Source organism: Bartonella sp. AP4SXKL (assembly GCF_042195845.1).
Classification (GTDB): domain Bacteria; phylum Pseudomonadota; class Alphaproteobacteria; order Rhizobiales; family Rhizobiaceae; genus Bartonella.
On record NZ_JBHIPA010000010.1, the window covers coordinates 55,459 to 75,668 of the forward strand.

Consider the following 20,210-nt stretch of genomic DNA (forward strand, 5'->3'; position numbering starts at 1 on the left):
TTTTCTTTTTTATGACTTTTATTAATTAATATTGAGAAAATTATGTAACCAAAGAGACTGTTCTTTATCTCTCAAATATCATTAATTAAGATATGTTTTCATTTTGATAAATGATTCTTTCTCAAGAGACTCTTTGATAAGTTCATCTGCCTTGTTAGAATCTATTTCCCTTGCAATAAGGGTACGTGCTGTAGAAATTGCCAAATCAATCGCCGATGAAGAAACCATGCGTATTGCATCCGCTTCTGCTTGGGCAATTTTTTGTCCTGCCAATTTATTGCGGTTTTTTACATATTCCTCTGCTTTTGCACGGGCCTCAGCAATAACGGATTCAACTTCATGCTTTGCTGCTGCAATAATTTCTTGCGCATCTTTTTCTGCTTCTGCATGTTTGCGTTGATATTCAGCCAATATTTCCTGTGCCTCTTCACGAAGACGCAGAGCCTCATCCAGTTCATCTTTGATACGTTTCGCGCGCGCATCAAGATGGTGTATAACCCTCTGTGGAATTTGGAAATAGACTAAAAGAGCCAAAAAAAGAACTAACCCAACAAATGCCCAAAAAGTATCAGTCATCTTTGTCTTCCTCAATAATCCGCAGTTTTAACAACTGAACGAACAGCCTCTTTGCTGATATCAACGTCAATCAATTTTTTCACAATTTCAAGAGCTACTTCTTCAGCGATAGAACCAACATTTTGCATCGCTTTATCCCGAATTTTTGCTATCTGTTTTTCAGAATCTGCGAGTTTTTTCTCTAGACTCTCTTCAATTTCTTTCCGTTCAAGCTCTGCCTTTTCTTTTAATTCTTCACTAGCTACCTGCGCTATAGCCTGCGCGTTCAAACGCGCTTCTGCTAATTTCCGCTCATAAGTTTCAACAACAATGTCTGCTTCTTGCTTCATGCGCATTGCCTGATCTAAATCAGATGCGATTCGATCTCGCCGTGTTTCAATAACACCGCCAATACGTGGTACAATTACACGGGAGATAAAAAGATAAAACAGTCCGAAAGAAATTGCCAACCAGAAAAAATGCGAACCAAAATGCACAAAATCAAAAGGCGGAAACACACGATTTGCATGCTCTGCTACCTTTTTAATATGTTCTATCGACGTTTCAGTGTTCTGTGCATAAGCGCTTGAAACAAACATCTTCTTTCATCCTTTAAATAGCTTATTAAAGCCCTCTATAACCGATGATAACTGACAAACATCTCTCTGGCATCTCTCTAGTTAAGAGCCTAAAAGGGTAAATCTTTCCTCATGCAAGAACAGATATACCCTTTTGATAATGATTAAACCCCAAAAAGAAGTAATAAAGCAATGAGCAATGAAAAAATTCCCAAAGCTTCTGTTACAGCAAAACCAAAGACGAGACGTCCAAACTGACTATCTGCTGCTGATGGATTTCGTAATGCACCAGAAAGATAGCTACCAAAAATATTACCAAGTCCTAAAGCTGTTCCAGCCATACCAAAGCAAGCAAGACCAGCGCCAATATATTTTGCTGCAAGCACCATTTCCATGTTATTCTCCTTTAAAGCGAAATTGCATTATTCGACGGAAAACCGCCAGTTCTATTAATGTCCTGGATGAATTGCATCATTAAGATACATACAAGTTAAAACCGTAAAGACGTAAGCCTGAAGAAATGCGACCAAAAACTCAAGAGCAGTAATTGCTACAGTCATAATAAGCGGTAAAATCGAACCACCCACACCTACGATTCCTACCCCAATCATTGAAACAACAAACCCAGAAAACACTTTAAGCGTAATATGACCAGCAAGCATATTCGCAAAAAGACGAAGAGAAAGACTAATTGGACGGGAGAGAAAAGAAATAACCTCAATCATTGTCACCAGAGGTAAAACCACAACAGGAACTCCACTGGGAACGAACAGTTTCAAAAAACTGACCCCATGCTTATAAAAGCCATAACCAATCACCGTCAAAATTACCACCATTGCTAACGAAAACGTGATCATGATTTGAGACGTAACCGTATAAAAATAAGGAAAGAGACCAATAAAGTTAGCAACCAAAATAAAAGTAAACAGAGAAAAAACTAAAGGAAAAAACTGCATTCCCTGCACACCAGATGATTCCCGCAGAGTCGATGCTACAAATTCATATGCCATTTCCGAAAGAGACTGCATCCGCGTTGGAACCAATCCACGACTCGATGATGAAATAAAGAGAAAAATAGAAGTTACAACAACCGTGAGAACTGTAAACAATGATACATTTGTAAACGATAAATCCATATTTCCTATGGAAATCTTAATCAGCCTTAAAACCTCAAACTGATGAATAGGATCTGGAGCGTGCGCTGTCACTTCAACCTCATTTATCGGACCTCTCATTGGCCCCTTTATTTTGTTTATCTTGGCGCAATACGCCTTTTTTTCCTAATTGACTGGAGGAAACATACCCCACAGACCGAAGAATACTCAATACACCAGCAGCAAATCCAAAGAAGAGAAAAAATACCAATCCCCAAGGCCATGAACCTGCTAACTTATCAAACCCCAACCCCAAAACAATACCAACTATAATACTTGCCAGAAACTCACTGGAAAGCTTAATTGCACCTGCCATCCTTCCTTGTGATTTTTCCCGCTTATTCCTATGCTCCTGCTTCTTTAATGCTTGCTTGCGCACTAAAGCTACGCTTAAGTTCCTACTACGACATTCCAAATCCTCTGAATGAAGACACTCTCCTTGCTTTTCCTCTTCAGCCTCCTTACGGCTCATAACGGGTTTCTCGCCCATCGCCATCATTGGCTCCTTAATTAAAAAGCAACGTAAGAATACACTTCATAAAACCGTGTGCATCATATTGTTCCCGAATTTATTCGTCAAGATACTAAAAGAAATCTATCACAAATTATCGTATAAATTTTATTGCAGAAATAACGTATTTTTCAATTTACATGCTTTCTTAAAAAGATATTCCAAGCACCTAAACCGATTTCACGACAGCACCCGTGAATGTATAACGAAAAGTTCACGTGAATAATATAAAACTCATAGAACAACCATTTTTACACTTAACAAAAGGTGTAAACCAATACCATCTTATTTTCCGACTCCCAATGTTATATCAGTCCTAGTTTTGAAAGAAAACATAGAAAGCTAAAAACAGTATGAGAGCGTTGGTTTTCTCCTTTTATTCGAATAAACTTGCACTTTTTATTTTATGAAAATGAAATAATCAATGGTTTCTATATGATCCTATTCGCAAAGTATTTTATATACGCCATTACAGGCCTCATCACGAAATGAGCTTGAGGGTATTAAGAGAAGGTCCTTTAAATACAAGATATTAATAAATCCAAAATTTCAAATAGATTAAGCCAATAGAACACAATAAAATTTAAATACGATTACCATACTACTTTATACAATTTTAATCCACTTTTATGAATTTCGCTCTTTACAATTGAATATCCGTAGATTCAGCAAATATTTTTGCTTTTTATTCAGACAAACTATCGTAAGCAAAAGCGCTTATTCATAAGCTTTATTTTTATGAAACGATAATCTAATGCTGCTTTTCAAACAAGCATCATAATTACATTCCCCTACCCTCATATTGCATCTATTCTTGCACTTTAATAACCCATTAAGAGGATTATGTACTCTTTCTTAAATACTCCCTATTAAACTCTTCTCATGACATGCAAATAAATGATCTTTATCAAGATGAGAGAACTCTATTCAATAGCGCTCATGATAAATGATTATCAATAAAATTAAAACTTTAGCAAATAAAACTTTTTCTTTTATGAAAAGAACGATCATTTAAAAAACTTATTTTTAAGATTCTTAAGTATAGATTTCATTCACTTAAAAAATTAAAGAGTTATCATTTCTTCTTGGAACGTGTCGCAAAAGGATTATCAGAGGCTCGTAATGATATGCGAACGGGTATACCAGACATATCAAATGTTTCACGTAACCCATTGACAAGATACCGCAAATACGACTGAGGCATACTTTTGGGGCGCGAGCAGGAAATCATAAATCCAGGAGGACGTGTCTTAACCTGTGTGATGTATTTAACCTTAAGTCGACGTCCAGAAACCGCAGGAGGTGGATGATGTGCCACAACAGTTCCAAGCCATTGGTTCAATTTAGCCGTCGAAATGCGACGATTCCATACACGGTGCATCATCATGACATTTTCCATCAGTTTATCAAACCCTTGACCATATTGTCCTGATAAAGGAACAGCTCTCAAACCACGAACTTGAGGAAGAAATCGCGCACATTTTTCATGCAAATCAATCAATGTGGTCTGACTGTTTTCAATAAGATCCCACTTATTGAAAGCAATAACTGGAACACGCCCTTCACGAATCACAAGATCAGCAATTTGTAAATCCTGCTTTTCAAAAGGTATCGTTGCATCAAAAACAATGACCACCACTTCTGCAAAACGAATAGCACGCAAAGTATCTGCAACAGATAGTTTTTCTAATTTTTCTTGAATTCTCGACTTTCGACGTAAACCTGCAGTATCAAAAAGTTTAATATGACGACCACGCCATTCCCAATCTACAGAAATAGAATCACGCGTGAGTCCTGCTTCTGGTCCTGTTAACAATCGCTCTTGTTTCAACATACTATTGATAAGAGTGGATTTTCCTGTATTGGGACGCCCCGCAATTGCAATCCTAATGGGCTTACTTTCATCGTAAATAAGCTCCTCTTCTTCCAAATCCTTTACATCATCACCAACAGATGCAGGTTGTATCATTCTATCTTCTTCTTTGTTGTTGCCAAAAACATGCTCTGACCCAACAGCATCTATAATTGCATCACGCAGATCACTAAGTCCCAAACCATGTTCAGCCGATATTGGGCATGGCTCTCCCAAACCTAATGACCACGCCTCATACTCTCCTCCTGTTGCCGCTCTTGACTCAGACTTATTGGCAACAAGCACAATTGGCTTTCCTGATTTGCGAACCAATGAAGAAAAATTTAAATCACTTGGTGTTATTCCGCTCTTTGCATCAAATACAAATAAAATAAGATCCGCTTCATCAATTGCAACTTTTGTATGAGAACGCATACGCCCCTCAAGTGTATGATCACCTGCTTCTTCCAGCCCAGCCGTATCAATCACATCAAAACGTAGATCTTGAAGTTTTGCCGCATGAATACGCCGATCACGTGTTACACCAGGCTTATCATCAACCAAAGCCAATTTTTGCCCAACCAAACGATTAAATAGTGTTGACTTCCCAACATTGGGACGACCAACGATAGCAATGGTAAGGCTCATCGATTTATTCCTTATTTGCCTTGCCCTCAGCTTGTATAAGCTCAAGCATCATTCGAGCCCGATCTGTTATTTTTAAACCCAAAGAACCTTCTTCAGAAATTTTCTTAAAATAATAAACCGCCTCATCCATTTTATCCGCCTTATAAGCAGCTAAGCCTAAAGCTTCTCTTGCAGACATACGCATAGGATCGGTATCACTTGCCATATCTTTGATGCGCTTTTCAACATCAGCTAATGTCCCTGTATCAACCAGAATATAAGCCGCCCGAATTTTTGCAACTTTCTGCAAAATCTGCGGTGCTTTCTCATCCGCTGCAACAGAATCAAAGATCTCCACTGACTTAATAATATCACCTTTCTCCATGAGTAAAGAAGCCTCACGTAAACGAGCAAGAAAAGGATACCCCCCAAAATGAGAGGTTTTAACAGTTTCTAATTGCTTTATCGCTTTATCAAAATCACGTGTATCCGCAAGATCAAGACTCTTTACAAATGCATCACCAATATAACCAGCTTTCTTTATTTGTGTATGATGATAAACTTGATAAGCAACTATCATGAATATAAAAAGAACAGCCGCTCCAATAATTGAAAAACCATACCGTCTCCAAAAAGCAAGCGCCTTTTCCTGACGAAATTCTGCATTCACTTCAGCAATAAAACTATCATACGACATATATCATACCTTGAAAAAAGTTACTTCACCTGTGCTTTTACGCATAAATGGATAAAGATGGTAGCCCTAATTAACTAAAAATCTTTAAATTGCTCGTTTATTTATTTTAAATCAACATGTAGCCAATTCAATCAGATTTTTGCAACAGTCTTAATCGAAAATGATGTAAGCACCCTGTTTGTTCACATTACAGCTTTTACATATTATGAAAAATTCACTGCCTTAATATTTATCATGATTGCCTATCATCTCAAGCGAACTTTCTCTCCATTATATAGAGGAATAATCTTTTAAAGTCTTCAACCGCAATCGTTGGTTGTATTGGATTATACAATTATAATAGAAAAACCAATTCTTGAAAAAACTTGAATAAACAGTAAATTTCCATGAATATCTACTAAAACCAAATAGATAAATTTTTATCTGTATCAAAAATACCGAAGCGCCATGATTACAGTGTGGTATAATTCCAAATCTTCAGTTAAAGCTCTTTATATAAAGTATATCCCTTCAACTTATCTTCATACGATTAACAACCTTTTATAATTGATTCTTACAGTTTCTAAAAATATCCTATTGTAAGGGCCAAACCCACATAAGCATTGGAACAGCAATAATAACGATCAACACCGCCAATGGAGCACCTAAACGTGGATAATCACTAAAACGATATCCTCCTGGCGCCATCACGAGCATATTACTTTGATGTCCAATAGGTGTAAGAAACTCACAGCCCGCACCAATTGCAACAGCCATCAAAAAAGCTTCAGGCTTATAATGAAGGGAATGAGCAAAACTTGACGCAATTGGTGCTACCATCATCACTGTTGCTGCATTATTCAAAAATGGCGTAACCAACATAGCTGTCACCAACATAAGCGCTAAAGCACCGGATGGCGGGAAAAATATTGCCAATTGGCTCAGCCATTGACCAATGAGATCCGTACATCCTGTTTTCTCTAACGCTTCACTCACTGGAATAAGAGCCGCTAATAGCACTAATATTGAGCCATCTAATGCCTGATACAGATCACGCGCGGGCAAAACACGAAAGATCACCATTGCAGCAGCAGCAGAAAAGAAAGAAAAAGCAACTGGAACAATATGAAAAGCTGTAAAAATAATTGCTATAAATAAAACAGCTAAAGAGATGAAACCATGTCGTAAATTTCCAAACACAATATTTCGTTTTGCTAGGGGCAAGCATTTCAATTCTCTTAATAAATTTGGAATAACTGCATCCTGTCCTTGCAAAACAATCACATCTCCAAGATGGAAAATAATATCATCAAGTCTTCCCCGCACCCTTTCATGTTGACGACTTAACGCAAGCAAATTTACATTATACCGATCAAATAAGGAAAACTCTTTCGCACTAATACCGATAAGAGGTGAATTATGGGTAATGACTGCTTCAATAATATCAATATCACTGTCCTTATCACCTGCAACAATAGTTCGCCCCTTAGAAAACTCTAAACGAGCAGAATTCATCACGCTATCTAACCCTGTATGTGATCCTTCCAGCAAAATAATATCATTTTCAGACAAAACAAAATCTGGTAATGGTGAAATAGATACTTTGTTTCTGATGATTTGAATCACCATAACATCACCACTTGATGGCTTAACCAAATCAACAATATTTTTTCCCACAATCGGTGAATTTATTGGAATATGTACTTCTGCAACATAATTACGAATATCAATGGCATCATCAAATGATACACCTGAACGCACACGCACAGGCAAAAGCCAATAAAAAAGAACCAAATATACAACACCAGCCGTCGCAACAACCGCACCAACTGGTGTAAAATCAAACATAGTAAAAGGTGTTCCTGCTAAACGTTCTTGCATCGCTGAAATAACAACATTGGGAGATGTTCCTATCTGTGTCATAAGCCCCCCCAACAAAGAACCAAAGGCCATGGGCATCAAAAAGACAGAAGGAGAAACCTGAGAACGACGTGCAAACTGAAAAGCTATCGGAAGCATAATCGCCAAAGCACCAATGTTTTTAACAAACATTGATAATACGACAACAGAAAGAACCAAAAACGCTAATTGAAGACGCACCGATTTCACGTCTGGCCATATCCGTTGGATAATAAATTCCATTATACCAGAGCGAGATACAGCAGTACTGACAACAAACACACTCCCCACGATAATAACGATATCATTACTAAAACCGCTAAAAGCTTCCTTCGGACTGACAAGACCAAGGGCACAAGCTATTAATAAAGTACAAATAGCAACAAGATCATAACGAAATCGATCCCAAATAAAAACAACCATCATGAGACCAATGATCGAAAAAGCCATTATTTGATTTTCTGTCATAACACTTACCTCTCCCCATTAAATTATAATGAACAAGAACATATTTTTTATGTTTTAAATATTCCTATAAACAGCAGCAAGATAAAAGCAGACATCGAAATATTTTAGGATAATTTTAAAGTGATAAAAAATTATGATGCGCATAAACTTGCCTCTCCTTATTATGCGTGCTTTTCTATAAAGTGCTGAACCCAAAGAAAATTGATAAAAGTTGATAAAGCTATATTGCAAAAAAGATGAGAATAACTCTAATATAGAGAGTAGATAATTGTTGAAACTGGTACACGCTATATTTAAACCTTTGTCGTTGCTTAAAAGTATTTATCTTCACTCTCAATTCAAAGAGTGATAAAAATGAAAGAAGAAAGAATGGTCAATCTTAATAGTGGGTATCAAAGTAACCTCAGATATTGGCTCACTTGCATTATTGGATTTGTTGCTATCTTGGCAATTATAATTGTTGGTGGATTTTATATTGCAAAACCCTATCTTGACAGTTTTGTAAGAAAAGAAATAGCCCGTCATTCCATAAAAGCCGAAACATCTGAAGTAAGCATTCTAGGTAAAATCAATTTGAAGAATGTGACAATACCTGTTCCAGCTGGTACATCACTTAAAATTGGTGCCATTTCTGCCCGTCCTCCTCTTTCCTTTATTCCCGGAACTTTTACATTTTATAATGTTGATTTAAAGTATAATAATATTCATGTGCAAATTCCCCAAATTTCTCTTCGGAATGTATCCTTAAAAGAAAAAGATAGAACGATAACATCACGTCTTTTACAATCAATGATGCGTATTGAGCTTTCCTCAATTATTGCTCCCAATATACAACTTTCTATAGAAAATAAAAATAACCGAACAGAAACGGTTGAAATCAAGAATTTCCAGCTTTCTGATTTTAGAAATAACCATATCCATTCAGTTAGTATCAAAAATATGGATCTTAAAACGATCGTAGCAAATGGTGCCAAACAGATGCAACTTATGGCTAAAAGTAATACAATAAAAGCCCATGATATCGACATCAACTATGCCTACTCTATCATTTTTGGAAAAAACAATGCTCTCAATCAAGGTAAAACCGTTACTGGCCCCATTTCTTTGAATAATATAAGTGTCGATATTTTTGAAGAAGCAGAAAAAAACAGCTCTTTCTTCCTTGGGCAGTTTAAAACATCTGGTTTAAAGATGAAACTGCTTGAGCAAACTCCTGAAAAATTAATCAAAGCTTATCTTAATGCAAGAAAAGAGAATAATAAAATCGCTGAAAAAGTAGCACAAAATGGTCTTCTTCTAAACATACTGCTCGCCATTACCTCAGCGGATGCCAAAGTTGATAATATCACCGTTGATATACCGCAGTTGAAAGCAACGCTCGAATCATTCCAATTCAAACCAAGTTTGTGGAAACAACCTATCCCAAAAAAGCTTTTTCTTTCTCTCAATAACCTTTCCGTTTTACCTAAAAAAATGAATGAAAAAGACTTAGAGTTCTTCAAAAATCTGAACTTTGAGCGCTTTAATGTTTCAGGAAAAATTGATATTTCTTACGATGAAAAAAAACGTATGCTCTTTCTTGATACAATGTCTTTCAATATGAAAAACGTTGGATCTGGGAACATCTCGGCTAAGGTTATTGATGTTGATGAAAAGCTTTTTTCTGGTCAGAAAAATATAATGATTGCTGCGTCTCAAGACCTTGGCATCAATGAAATTGATATACAATATACGGATGCAGGTTTCATTGATAAGCTTTTTTCTTATCTTGCGCAAAATCTTAATGACAGCCAACATGATCTAAAAAAGGAACTTTATGACGATTTCTATCTAATGATGACGCAGACCCCAAAAATTCTGCTAAAAAATCATGACGAAGCAGAAAAAATTTCAAAATCCTTAGGAGAATTTGCTAAAAATCCACAAACATTGATCGTTAAAATTAAAGCAAAAGATAATAAAGGTCTCGCAATAGTTGATCTCGAATCTGCTCTACAAAATGATCTATCTAAGGCTTTAAGCAAAGTACATCTCACTATTAAAAATGAAGCGTCGCGTTAAACATTTTGTGCTTTAAACATGATGATCTTGTCTATAAATTAAGAACTTTATTCCTCTTTTTTCTTTTGTATGATACAGAAGGTATCATACAAAGTCATTTATACAGAGAGTATAGAATCTAAAATTGACGATGCTTGGAGTTGTTCATGTCTGATTTATCTTCAAATCGCCTGCCTAATCGCGCTTCTCGTGTCACTAATCAAGCGCTTTCTGCTATCGAGCGTTTTCTCCATATTGAAGCTCTTAGTGGTGTTGTTCTTTTATTAGCTGCTGCTTCTGCACTTATTTTTGCCAATTCTAAATATGCTGCTTTCTATGAATCTTTTTGGCATACACCTCTTGGCTTTAATTTGGGTCATTTCACTCTTTCATGGGATTTACATTTCTGGGTTAATGATGCCCTTATGACTATTTTCTTTCTCGTCGCAGGAATGGAAATTCGACGCGAAATTCATGAAGGGGCTCTTGCCGATTTTAAACAAGCAATCTTACCAATTGTTGCTGCAATAGGGGGCGTTTGTGTTCCTGCAATTATTTACTTTATCTTCAATTTTAACGAGGGACATATCCGCGGTTGGGCTGTGCCAACAGCAACAGATATTGCCTTTGCTCTAGGTATTCTTGCTCTTCTAGGGAAAAAAATTCCTTCTAATCTTCATATTATTCTTCTATCATTAGCAATTATTGACGATATTATTGCTGTTCTTATTATTGCTTTTTTCTACTCAACAAACATTGATCCTAGCGGTTTAATGATTGCAGGAGTAGGTATTGCTTTGGTACTATTTTTTCAGTGGATCGGGCTTGCATCAGCATGGCTTTACATTTTACCTGGTGCAATCATTTGGTGGGGTTTAATGGTAACAGGTGTTCACCCATCGCTTGCTGGCGTAATCTTAGGGATGATGACTCCCGTTCTTCCTACCCGTACTCTTGTAGCGCCACTCACCATGCTCAGTAACGCTATGCAAATTCTTCAAGAAAAAAATACAAAAACAGATCTGCATCATATTTCAACAGCATTGAAAAAGATGCGCAAAGGACAACGGGCCATGATTGCCCCAGTAACACGTGTTCAAAAAGCATTGCATCCATGGGTTGCATACGGTATCATGCCAGTTTTTGCCTTCGCAAATGCAGGAGTAAGTTTTGCAAACTTTGATCTTTCTTCTGACAAATCATTCTTGATTGTTCTGGGTGTTGTCATTGGTCTTTTCATCGGTAAGCCTCTTGGTATTATCACTGCCAGTTATATAGCTGTAAAATCAGGACTATGCCGCCTACCCCCTCATATGACCTGGACAGGTGTTTTACTCATTGGTTTTTTAGCAGGAATTGGCTTTACAATGTCTATTTTTGTTTCAATGCTCGCTTTTAAAGATATTATTCTGCTTGATGCGGCAAAAATTGGGGTCCTTTGTGGCTCAGGTTTATCTGCCCTTATCGGTCTGGGATATGGATTTATTTATATTAAGCGCAATAAAGGAATTTCTCATAGTTCCTAACAAACTAACTGAAAATACATTTTTATGCAGAACTTTTAAAAAGCGATTTCGCTCATTTGTTGGGTTCGGACGATATTTAATGTAAAAGCTGTTGTCTCGCCTCATCTTTACACTTATGAAGGAGAAAACTAACATTATCATACTATTTACGAGCCTCTAATGTTACAACACCTTTGACTCTTAAAAAGACTTATAAGAGATATTTGTATTCCTTTCTTCAATATTCTTTTACTCATGCACCAGCTCCACTCATGATATGCACAGAAATGATTTTAATTGTTTCAATATAAAAGGCTTCGTGGTTTCAGAAAAGCTGCCTTTCGTCAGGACTATTATTCACTATAAAAAAATTAATTATTATGAATCAATATCTTATGTTTAATCATACGAAACAGATAAGAATAAGCAAAATTCAATAATCAGTTAAGTAATTCCATGGTTTATTTTTTTTCAATAAACCACCCTCCTCGTTACTGATTTTATTGCGGTATTCTAAATAACTTTAATTTTTATCTGCTTAAAAGCACATTATTTTTGGATAAAAAATATTTAATTTATCATTATAAATCTTGAATGGAGTTCAAATATCGTATGATTTCTTCATTTCAAATCTGTACATGATAAATCAATCAAGACTATTCTCTTACACGTCACAAGCCGATGAGAAATATGGATTATTTGAAGAAAGAAGACTGCTTCACCATATCCATACAAGAGTTGTTCAACACAAAAACTAAAAATTAAATGATGACGGCCAACTGACACCTTTGATCTAAGAAGGAGATGGGGCGCACAATGGCTTTACCGTTATACCATTCATGGTCGGTGCCGTGAAATGGACTTGAGAGATATTTTTTCAAAACAAGCGCGTAAATTGGCACTATAATAGCGTTTTGTTTTACGTGAAAGGTATATACGATTTAAATAACGCAATAAACAAAAACGTGAACCAATGTGTAATATCCATTATTTAAAAGATATTGCTGTCAATACCTTTGAAAATTGTAAAGCAGAATTAAAAGGAAGTTGTAAAATGGAAGTTGGTTTTCACTTTTATGGCTTCATATTCTCACCCAATTAGGTTTTATCTCCATTTCAGAAATTACCCCACTAGGTATACGCAACATCCTTATTCCTATCTGGCATACAAAACAGGAGTTGCTCGTAGGCCCCTTATCCGTCTCAATATACCATCAAATATGCATCTGCTCTGACATTAGATATTGATACAGGTAACAAAAAACAAAAGATTTATTTGGAATAACAACGTCATAACATCACTATTAAATTGACAATGGAGTGGAAAAATATTCCCGTTTTTTATCATCGACACATCGCTTGTCTCACTCCATGAAAGAATTAAACTTGAAGCATGCTTCCATAGGGAGCACTCTAGTTTACGTAATTAACTCGCGGGAAAAAAGAAACCCCTAGTCATTTAGACTATTCTAAAACATATGATTGATGGAAAAATAGAGCATATATATCGTTGTTCTCCCCTTTTTCCGCTCTTATTTGATATTTATTTTCTTTTTGTTTAAAGAGGTCGCTCTATATTTCTTGATACCATAAAATACTCTTCATAGATAATTTAAAAAGCAAAGTTTCCGAGACTTTCGAATTTATACAACGCCACATAAAATACAAGAAGAGTAAAATAATATGGCTATATTTCTCACAAGAAGAGCTTTACTTACAAAGACCACCATTTGCAAAATATGTAAACATGATAAGAAACTAGCACAATATACTGCAAAAACGAAAGAATGTATTTCATGTGTGATTGGCAGTATGACACAGAAAATACTTATAATAGAGTAGTTAAGGGAAGAAAGTTAACCTAAAGAACATATGGAGGTATCAAAAACTTTGAAAATCTTAATCATAATTCAAAAAAGAGAAATAGACATGAAAAAAATTTAAGTAATAAAATCATAAAAGAAACACACTGTAACATTATCATTATTTTATGAAAAGTACTTCTGAAGAAGCTATAAACGCGTAAGACATGGTAATTTTATAACTTATAGTGCAACATAAATATTATCTATAGAGATATATTTTTTATTGCCTCGTAATACGGAAAAAATTAAATTTTCAAGATATACATAAAGTCATAAACAATCATTTGATGACAAACTAAACATCTCTAGAAAATACATCATCAATTCTATTTTGGTAATTCCGTCACTAATCCAATGAGCTCCCATTTCTCTAAGATTTATAATATTAAATCTGTATTCACGAGGCTGTCCCTCATGTAACATGCATCTTTTGAATAAACGCAGTGCATTGTTCCTTAGTTCTATTAAGGCTTATCGTAAAGTCTTCTCCATCTCACTCTATAGGCCCTAAAACGTTTATAGACGGCATATTTTATATCCCTTCTTAAACAGTTTTTTACCCAAACATCTTTCTCTTGTAATGTATAAGTGACCATTTTAAATTCATCATGAACAAGTTTAAAATGAGAGAGTCCTGCTGTATTAAATATTCCATTTAAGTTAAAATATAAATATCCTTAACAAAAATTATTAATATATATTAAAGCTTTACGTTATTGAAACTCTGTTGAAACTAAAAAATACTTATCCCTTATCAAGTGCATAAACAGCATGTAATGTTCTAACCGCAAGTTCAGTGTAAGCACTATCAATCAAAATAGAAATTTTAATTTCTGAGGTCGTAATTGCTTGAATGTTAATACCCTTTTCAGCCAAAGCCTTAAATGCTGTAGCGGCAACACCTGCATGGCTACGCATTCCAATACCAATCACAGATACCTTGGCGAGATCGCTTTCAAACTGGAGAACATCAAATCCAATTTCTTTGCGATTCTTTTCAAGAAGTGTAACGGCTTTTTCTACATCTGATGATGGTACAGTAAAAGTCATATCAGTTTTTGAGCCATCTTCAGAAATATTTTGCACAATCATATCAACATTAATGCTTTCTTCAGCCAAGGGACCAAAAATTGCTGCCGAAATCCCTGGACGATCGGCAAGCCGACGAAGGGAAATTTGTGCTTCATCCTTAGCAAAAGCAATACCAGTAACATTTTGTTGTTCCACAATTTCATCCTCATCGCAAATAAGTGTTCCAGAAGAACTCATTGGATCCTCCATGCCTAACGCATCAGGATCCTCAAAACTTGAACGCACAAAGGTACGAACCTTATGAACCATTGCCAATTCAACAGAACGAACCTGTAAAACCTTTGCACCAAGAGAAGCCATTTCTAGCATTTCTTCAAAAGCTACTTTTGGTAAACGACGCGCTTTCGGCTCTATACGTGGATCCGTTGTATAAACACCATCCACATCCGTATAAATATCACAGCGATCAGCTTGTACAGCAGCGGCTATAGCAACAGCACTTGTATCTGATCCCCCACGCCCTAAGGTAGAAATCCGGTTATCCGGAGATAACCCCTGAAAACCAGCAATAACGGCAACCTGACCTTCCTGAAAACACTCGATTAAAAAAGATCCATCAATATTAGTAATACGTGCACGGCCATGCGCATTGTCTGTATGAATAGGAATTTGCCAACCAAGCCATGAACGTGCATTCACCCCCATTTCTTGAAGTGTCAAAGCCAACAAACCTGACGTAACCTGTTCACCAGAAGCAACCACAACATCATATTCACGAGCATCTCTATGCATAGAGGAAGCATCACTTGTCCACTGAACAAGTTCATTCGTTTTACCAGCCATCGCAGATACGACAACGGCAACCTCATTGCCTGCATCAACCTCTCTTTTGACATGCCTTGCAACATTATGAATACATTCAATGTTTGCTACAGACGTTCCACCAAATTTCATGACAATGCGCGCCATTAATAACACTCTTACCTTTACATCTCTTATCTCAAACAGTAATGAGAATTAGATGCTGTATCAACTAACCATTTTCTCGACATAGCGAATATCTATCATTTGTGCAAGTTTCATTATGATTATATTAATTTCTCTTGACTTTGTATAAAATCTACTTGACCTGATCATTAAAAATAAAGGAAGGCAACATGATCGATGAAACACAAACAACTATTGATCAAAGTGAAATTGATCATTTTTCACGTATTGCTACAGAATGGTGGAATCCACAAGGAAAATTTCGACCTCTTCACCAATTTAACCCAACGCGCCTTGCTTACATCAGAGAAAAAATCTGTTTAGAGTTTAATCGTGACCCTTCTTCACTTACGCCCTTTCACAATTTGAAAATTCTTGATATTGGCTGTGGAGGAGGCTTGTTATCTGAACCAATGGCACGTCTTGGTGCTATAGTTGTAGGCGTTGATGCTTCACAAACGAATATTGAAGTCGCAAAAACCCATGCAGCCCAAAATGATCTTTCCATTGATTACCGCACGACGACAGCAGAAGTACTTGCCAATGAAGGAGAAAAATTTGATATCATCCTTAATATGGAAGTTGTTGAACATGTCGCTGACGTTAATCTCTTCATAGAAGCTACAGCAAAAATGCTGAAACCACAAGGGGTGATGTTTGTCTCAACACTCAACCGCACATGGAAAGCATGGGGGCTTGCTATTGTAGGCGCTGAATATATTCTACGTTGGCTTCCTAAAGGAACCCATGATTATAAAAAATTCCTAAAACCTCTAGAACTTAAAAATTTCTTATCAAAAAACGCTCTGACTGTCGTTGATGAGATAGGTATTACTTATAACCCATTAAACGACAGCTGGAATCGCTCAAAAGACATGGGCGTTAACTATCTCCTTCTTGCAAAACGGTCTTAAGAATATGTAATTTACAAATATCATATGCCTTGTAATAAAGAATTGAGCTTTCCCTCAGCCTCTAAAGCATAAAGATCATCACAACCGCCAACGTGATAATCACCTATGAAAATTTGTGGAAATGTATTACGTCCATTTGCACGCTGTACCATTTCTTGGCGAAGAGATGTGGAAGCATCAATATCTGTATACTTTACGCCTTTTTTATTAAGCAAATCACGTGCTTTTGTACAATAAGGACAGTTAGGGCGTGTATAAATTATTACCTCTTTCATAGTATTATCCTCCAATATTTTTTAATAATATTCATTTTAAATTCCTCTTAAGAAGAGGGAAAAATAGAATCTTCTTTGAGAACACGCGAAAATGTTAGCACATCAACCTGTCGTGCACCTGCATCTTTTAATGCAGCAGCTGCTGCTGTAACTGTTGCACCCGTTGTAAATACATCATCAATCAGCAAAACAGAACATCCTTTGAGATATTTTTTAACTTTATGCGAAACCTTAAAAGCATTTTTTACGTTAAGTTTTCTCTCTCTCGAAGAAAGACTAACCTGCGGACGGGTATGCCGACAACGAACAAGCCAACTCGGTTTTAAAAGCTTTTTTTGTGATGCTGCAATGTAACGTGCAAGCTCAGCAGATTGATTATAACGCCTCTCCCAAAAACGACGAAAATGCAATGGAATGGGAATAATAACATCACAATCATCAATAACCTCGCGTCCAGCAAACATCATCCAATTGGCCATAAATGATGCCAATTCTATATGATCACCATATTTTAAGCGCGTTACTAAAGTTCGTGCAAGCCCTTTATGAACAATGACTGAGCGAACACGTGAAAAAGGATGGGAATTACGGAGTGCTTCACCACTAAGAAAACCATCCCCCATATCACAAACAAAAGGAATCCCCATAACAGGACAATAAGGTTTTGTGATAAATTGAAGATCTTTCCAACATTCGGAGCAAATCGTACCATAAGTAAAAACATTTTGCTTACATCCAGGACAAATTGGTGGATAAAGCATCGTTTTCACGCGTTCAACGAACTTACTTAGTATATCCTCACTATTTAACGCCGCTTCTCGAAAATACAACATTATAAATTTAGGCTTTTACAAGTTTCCCTCAGAACAAAAGTTCCTTTGTATTTCCTCAATTTATAATTTTAATTCCTTTAAAAACTCTTACCTTCTATAAATTTATTTTCTTTCATATTATAAACTTGACAGAGCTTGCACAAATAATGAACCTTTTTAAAATATATTCTTTCATAGATCGAAAGTGTTCTACAATATGTCGCATCCTTTAATTTTTGATCATAACCGCATTGAACAATTCCGAAAACGTGCCTTTCAAAAAGCAAAAAAAGGATGTGACTTTTTACTCTCTCACATGGCAGAAGATCTCTATAAACGCCTTAGCACTGTTGATCGCCTCTTTACATTAGCTCTCGATTTACACAGCCATACAGACCTTGCTGCGCAAGCTTTAATGAAATCTGGAAAAGTTTGTTCCATAGAACGCATTGAAACCGATCCGCTTTATCAAAGCCATGATAAAAAATTTCATTTACGTCATCGAGAATTTCTTGATTTACCTCAAAGTTACTGTGACCTTATTGTTTCACTTCTTTCATTACAATTGACCAATGATACCCCTGGTGTTCTAAGCCAGATAAAAAATACCCTTAAACCAGATGGCTTATTTCTTGCTGTTATGGCAGGAGCTGGTACATTAAGAGAATTGCGCGAAAGCCTGCTGCAAGCTGAAAGTGAAATTTATGATGGAGCAAGCCCTAGAATCTACCCTTTTGCCGACATTCGTGATGCAGGCGCTCTTTTACAGCGTATTGGCTTTGCCCTGCCTGTAGCAGACGTTGAAGATATCACAATACGTTATAATACAATGTTTGACCTTATGCACGATCTTAAAGCTATGGGAATGCAAAATGCACTCATCAATCGTTCACGACGCCCTGTATCCAAACGTTTTTTTCTCCGCGCAGCTGAAATCTATGCACAACGATTTAGTGATCCTGATGGACGTATTCGTGCACATTTTTCTTTCATCTGGCTCTCTGGTTGGGCTCCTCATCCCAATCAACAAAAACCGCTACAACCTGGTTCAGCGCAAATATCTCTTACAGATGTTTTACAGCCCCAAAAAATATAATCTAAAATTATTTTTTAAAAATACTTTTATCTGTTGTCCGTAATATTTGACTGGTGACCGTTCCAGCTATCATTGAATCGCTCACGTTTAGAGCAGTCCGTCCCATATCAATTAGCGGTTCAATAGAGATAAGTACAGCAACCAAAGTAACAGGAAGCCCCATAATTGGTAACACAATCAATGCAGCGAAAATAGCACCTCCCCCCACACCAGCAACACCAATAGAACTCAACGTTACAACACCAATAAGCGTAGCAATCCAAGTAGGATCAAGAGGATTAATACCCATAGAGGGTGCAATCATGGTCGCAAGCATCGCTGGATAAAGACCAGCACAACCATTTTGTCCAATTGTTGCCCCAAAAGAAGCTGCAAAACTCGCAATGGATTGTGGTACACCTATCCACTGTGTTTGCGCTTCAATATTCAAAGGAATACTTGCAGCACTTGAACGACTGCTAAAAGCAAATGTTAAAACTGGTAAAACCTTTTTGAAAAAACGAAAGGGATTAATCCCAGAAATACCAAGCAATACACCATGAATTCCAAAAATTAAAATAATACCGACATAAGAGGCAATGATAAAAACCAGTAAATTTAAAATATCTGTAATACGCGATATTGCTCCTACTTTCGTCATAAGTGCAAAAATACCATAAGGCGTCAAAGCAATCACAATACGGACTAACCGCATAATCCAAGCTTGTGCCACTTGAATAAATAAAAGCGCTTTTTCTCCTTTTTCTGGCTCATCTTTCTTTAAAAGAAGAACCGATGCACCTAAAAATGACGCAAAAATCACAACACTAATAATTGACGTACGTTTAGCTCCACTCAACTCAGCAAATGGATTTTTAGGAATCATAGACAAAATCATCTTTGGTATATTCATATCTCCAAGTTTAGAAATATGACCTTCAAGAAGAGCAGAAACATTTTGCCCTTCATGCACCAAACCATCGGTTGTTAATCCAAAAAAATTAACCACAAGCACACCAACCAATGCTGAAAGAGCCGTTGTAAAAAGCAATATTGAAATTGTTATTATACTCATCTTTCCAACAGCATAAACAGAATGTAAATGAGCAACTGCTGAAACGATAGAGATAAAAACCAATGGCATAACAATCATTTGCAACAATAAAATATAGCCCTCACCGACAATGTTAAACCATTCAACGGATTTCAATAAAGTGCTTTCACCCTCTCCATAAATAAACTGCAAAACACTTCCAAAAATCAAGCCAAGGATAAGCCATAGCATAACACGTAGTGAAAGACTCCATTGCATTTTCTTACTTTGAAAAACCAACAATAAAAAAATAACAAATAGAAATAAATTGACGAAAAAATTAAATGTCATT

Annotated in this window: 16 protein-coding genes; 4 read left to right on the forward strand and 12 right to left on the reverse strand. The window is 36.3% G+C overall.

Translation table 11 applies throughout. The annotated features are described in order from the left end of the window. Positions 1-81: 81 nt before the first annotated feature. From ACFIMI_RS06520 to ACFIMI_RS06555, 8 genes are all read right to left on the reverse strand, one after another. On the reverse strand, positions 82-576 hold the full coding sequence (locus ACFIMI_RS06520) for a F0F1 ATP synthase subunit B (protein ID WP_375613531.1): 495 nt from the start codon (positions 574-576) through the stop codon (positions 82-84). An 11-nt stretch (positions 577-587) separates the two neighbouring features. Further along, entirely contained in the window at positions 588-1,154 is a 567-nt protein-coding gene (locus ACFIMI_RS06525) for a F0F1 ATP synthase subunit B (RefSeq protein ID WP_375613532.1), read from the reverse strand. Positions 1,155-1,297: 143 nt separating this feature from the next. Then, positions 1,298-1,528 (reverse strand): F0F1 ATP synthase subunit C, encoded by a 231-nt coding sequence (locus tag ACFIMI_RS06530; RefSeq protein ID WP_005773968.1) that lies wholly within the window; start codon positions 1,526-1,528, stop codon positions 1,298-1,300. Positions 1,529-1,582: 54 nt separating this feature from the next. Next, positions 1,583-2,341 (reverse strand): F0F1 ATP synthase subunit A, encoded by a 759-nt coding sequence (locus tag ACFIMI_RS06535; RefSeq protein WP_375612111.1) that lies wholly within the window; start codon positions 2,339-2,341, stop codon positions 1,583-1,585. Positions 2,342-2,348: 7 nt separating this feature from the next. Continuing rightward, a complete protein-coding gene (locus tag ACFIMI_RS06540) occupies positions 2,349-2,783 on the reverse strand; it encodes an AtpZ/AtpI family protein (protein WP_375692354.1) in 435 nt (144 codons plus the stop codon). A gap of 1,090 nt (positions 2,784-3,873) precedes the next feature. Next, positions 3,874-5,298 (reverse strand): ribosome biogenesis GTPase Der, encoded by a 1,425-nt coding sequence (gene der, locus ACFIMI_RS06545; RefSeq protein WP_375668506.1) that lies wholly within the window; start codon positions 5,296-5,298, stop codon positions 3,874-3,876. Between the two features lie 4 nt (positions 5,299-5,302). Beyond that, on the reverse strand, positions 5,303-5,974 hold the full coding sequence (locus ACFIMI_RS06550; RefSeq protein WP_375612087.1) for a tetratricopeptide repeat protein: 672 nt from the start codon (positions 5,972-5,974) through the stop codon (positions 5,303-5,305). Positions 5,975-6,547: 573 nt separating this feature from the next. Then, on the reverse strand, positions 6,548-8,320 hold the full coding sequence (locus tag ACFIMI_RS06555; RefSeq protein WP_375613534.1) for an SLC13 family permease: 1,773 nt from the start codon (positions 8,318-8,320) through the stop codon (positions 6,548-6,550). A 354-nt stretch (positions 8,321-8,674) separates the two neighbouring features. On the opposite strand from ACFIMI_RS06555, the gene ACFIMI_RS06560 reads away from it, so the two are divergent. Further along, positions 8,675-10,381, forward strand: coding sequence for a hypothetical protein (locus ACFIMI_RS06560; protein WP_375685903.1), 1,707 nt, complete (start codon positions 8,675-8,677; stop codon positions 10,379-10,381). Positions 10,382-10,527: 146 nt separating this feature from the next. Next, on the forward strand, positions 10,528-11,886 hold the full coding sequence (gene nhaA / locus ACFIMI_RS06565) for a Na+/H+ antiporter NhaA (protein WP_375692355.1): 1,359 nt from the start codon (positions 10,528-10,530) through the stop codon (positions 11,884-11,886). A gap of 2,588 nt (positions 11,887-14,474) precedes the next feature. Here nhaA and ACFIMI_RS06570 read toward each other — a convergent pair. Further along, positions 14,475-15,731, reverse strand: a complete 1,257-nt coding sequence (locus ACFIMI_RS06570) for an aspartate kinase (RefSeq protein WP_375612083.1) — start codon at positions 15,729-15,731, stop codon at positions 14,475-14,477. A 188-nt stretch (positions 15,732-15,919) separates the two neighbouring features. Between ACFIMI_RS06570 and ubiG the strand changes: the two genes are divergently transcribed. Further along, entirely contained in the window at positions 15,920-16,663 is a 744-nt protein-coding gene (gene ubiG, locus ACFIMI_RS06575; protein WP_375612082.1) for a bifunctional 2-polyprenyl-6-hydroxyphenol methylase/3-demethylubiquinol 3-O-methyltransferase UbiG, read from the forward strand. 20 nt (positions 16,664-16,683) lie between these two features. Here the strand turns inward: ubiG and grxC are convergent, their stop codons facing one another. Both grxC and ACFIMI_RS06585 read right to left on the reverse strand, forming a co-directional pair. Further along, positions 16,684-16,938 (reverse strand): glutaredoxin 3, encoded by a 255-nt coding sequence (grxC, locus tag ACFIMI_RS06580; RefSeq protein ID WP_375612081.1) that lies wholly within the window; start codon positions 16,936-16,938, stop codon positions 16,684-16,686. Between the two features lie 47 nt (positions 16,939-16,985). Then, positions 16,986-17,771 carry a ComF family protein gene (locus ACFIMI_RS06585; protein ID WP_375692356.1) on the reverse strand — a complete coding sequence of 262 codons (786 nt, stop codon included), beginning with the start codon at positions 17,769-17,771 and terminating at the stop codon, positions 16,986-16,988. Between the two features lie 196 nt (positions 17,772-17,967). Between ACFIMI_RS06585 and ACFIMI_RS06590 the strand changes: the two genes are divergently transcribed. After that, positions 17,968-18,846, forward strand: a complete 879-nt coding sequence (locus tag ACFIMI_RS06590; protein WP_375613540.1) for a methyltransferase — start codon at positions 17,968-17,970, stop codon at positions 18,844-18,846. 7 nt (positions 18,847-18,853) lie between these two features. Here the strand turns inward: ACFIMI_RS06590 and ACFIMI_RS06595 are convergent, their stop codons facing one another. Further along, on the reverse strand, positions 18,854-20,209 hold the full coding sequence (locus ACFIMI_RS06595; protein ID WP_375613541.1) for an L-cystine transporter: 1,356 nt from the start codon (positions 20,207-20,209) through the stop codon (positions 18,854-18,856). Position 20,210: the final 1 nt, after the last annotated feature.

What these genes read in the sequence shown, in the direction of transcription:
- ACFIMI_RS06520 (WP_375613531.1), bottom strand. Translation starts at nt 576, where the DNA reads ATGACTGATACTTTTTGGGCATTTGTTGGGTTAGTTCTTTTTTTGGCT.
- ACFIMI_RS06525 (WP_375613532.1), bottom strand. Translation starts at nt 1,154, where the DNA reads ATGTTTGTTTCAAGCGCTTATGCACAGAACACTGAAACGTCGATAGAA.
- ACFIMI_RS06530 (WP_005773968.1), bottom strand. Translation starts at nt 1,528, where the DNA reads ATGGAAATGGTGCTTGCAGCAAAATATATTGGCGCTGGTCTTGCTTGC.
- ACFIMI_RS06540 (WP_375692354.1), bottom strand. Translation starts at nt 2,783, where the DNA reads ATGGCGATGGGCGAGAAACCCGTTATGAGCCGTAAGGAGGCTGAAGAG.
- der (WP_375668506.1), bottom strand. Translation starts at nt 5,298, where the DNA reads ATGAGCCTTACCATTGCTATCGTTGGTCGTCCCAATGTTGGGAAGTCA.
- ACFIMI_RS06550 (WP_375612087.1), bottom strand. Translation starts at nt 5,974, where the DNA reads ATGTCGTATGATAGTTTTATTGCTGAAGTGAATGCAGAATTTCGTCAG.
- ACFIMI_RS06555 (WP_375613534.1), bottom strand. Translation starts at nt 8,320, where the DNA reads ATGACAGAAAATCAAATAATGGCTTTTTCGATCATTGGTCTCATGATG.
- ACFIMI_RS06560 (WP_375685903.1), top strand. Translation starts at nt 8,675, where the DNA reads ATGAAAGAAGAAAGAATGGTCAATCTTAATAGTGGGTATCAAAGTAAC.
- nhaA (WP_375692355.1), top strand. Translation starts at nt 10,528, where the DNA reads ATGTCTGATTTATCTTCAAATCGCCTGCCTAATCGCGCTTCTCGTGTC.
- ACFIMI_RS06570 (WP_375612083.1), bottom strand. Translation starts at nt 15,731, where the DNA reads ATGGCGCGCATTGTCATGAAATTTGGTGGAACGTCTGTAGCAAACATT.
- ubiG (WP_375612082.1), top strand. Translation starts at nt 15,920, where the DNA reads ATGATCGATGAAACACAAACAACTATTGATCAAAGTGAAATTGATCAT.
- grxC (WP_375612081.1), bottom strand. Translation starts at nt 16,938, where the DNA reads ATGAAAGAGGTAATAATTTATACACGCCCTAACTGTCCTTATTGTACA.
- ACFIMI_RS06585 (WP_375692356.1), bottom strand. Translation starts at nt 17,771, where the DNA reads ATGTTGTATTTTCGAGAAGCGGCGTTAAATAGTGAGGATATACTAAGT.
- ACFIMI_RS06590 (WP_375613540.1), top strand. Translation starts at nt 17,968, where the DNA reads ATGTCGCATCCTTTAATTTTTGATCATAACCGCATTGAACAATTCCGA.
- ACFIMI_RS06595 (WP_375613541.1), bottom strand. Translation starts at nt 20,209, where the DNA reads ATGACATTTAATTTTTTCGTCAATTTATTTCTATTTGTTATTTTTTTA.